The following is a 1241-nucleotide window of genomic DNA, read 5'->3' on the forward strand; positions in this document are numbered from 1 at the left end:
TGCCGCACCCAGAACTCCGGAGAGCACACCTCTCCCGCGGACACCACACCACCGGTCAGGTTCGACACGATCGGGATCCGAGGAGCCTCGAACTCGAGCACCTGCGCCACGCGCCGGAACTCGGCGAGCATCCCGTCCATGTGCGGCGAGTGGAAGGCGTGGCTGACCGTCAGCCGACGGGTCTTCCGCCCCTGCTCCTCGAAGACGGCAGCGATCTCCAGTACGGCGCTCTCGTCACCGGCGATCACCACGGACGTCGGGCCGTTCACGGCCGCGACGCTCGCCGCACCCGTCGTCAGATACGGCGCCACCTCGTCCTCAGCGGCCTGAACAGCCACCATTGCCCCACCGTCGCCGGGCAACTCCTGCATCAACCGCCCACGCGCCGCCACCAGCGTGCACGCGTCCTCAAGCGACAGCACACCCGCGCAGTGCGCGGCCGCCAGCTCACCGATCGAATGCCCGGACACGAAGTCCGGCCGCACGCCCCACGACTCCAAGAGCCGGAACAGCGCCACCTCGACCGCGAACAACGCCGGCTGGGTGTACTCGGTCCGGTCGATCAGCCCCGCCTCGGGTGAGCCCGGCTCGGCGAAGATCACGTCGCGCAGGGGCAGTTCGAGCTGCTCGTCCAGGTACCACAGGGCGTCGTCGAGTGCGTCCGCGAACACCGGGTAGGTCTCGTAGAGTTCGCGGCCCATGCCGAGTCGTTGGCTGCCCTGCCCGGTGAACAGGAATGCCAGCTTGCCGACGGCCCGCGCACCCCTGACCACGCCGGCGGCCGGCGAACCGTCACCCGCAAGCGCGGCCAGCTGCCGCAGGAATCCCTCGCGGTCGCCCGCGACGAGCACCGCCCGCTCCTCGAACGCGGCACGACTCGTGGCGAGCGAGTAGCCGATGTCGGCCAGACGGGCGTCGGTCGGCTCGGTCCCGGCGGCCAGCCGCTCGAGCAGCCGCTCCGCCTGACCGCGCAGGGCAGCGGGCGTCTTGGCGGTCAACACCCACGGAAGCACCCCCGCGACCCCAGAGCCACCGTCAGCAATCTCCACGTCCGTGCGATCCGGGCCGTCGGCACCGTCCCCCGGCCCCTCGACCGCAGGCTCCTCGACCGCGGGCTCCTCGACCGGCGGCTCCTCGATGATGGTGTGGGCGTTGGTGCCGCTCATGCCGAAGGACGAGACACCAGCCCTACGCGGACGACCGTCGGTCTCCGGCCACTCCCGGGCCTCGGTCAGCAACTC

At 71.2% G+C, this 1241-nt stretch carries 1 protein-coding gene; it reads right to left on the reverse strand.

Features of this window, described 5'->3' with window-relative positions; all coding sequences use genetic code 11:
- Positions 1–1241: acyltransferase domain-containing protein (locus IE249_RS35375; protein WP_189711616.1), on the reverse strand; the 1241-nt coding region annotated here is incomplete at both ends.

Origin of the sequence: Streptomyces anandii JCM 4720 (assembly GCF_014650655.1) — a bacterium.
GTDB classification, from domain to species: domain Bacteria; phylum Actinomycetota; class Actinomycetes; order Streptomycetales; family Streptomycetaceae; genus Streptomyces; species Streptomyces anandii.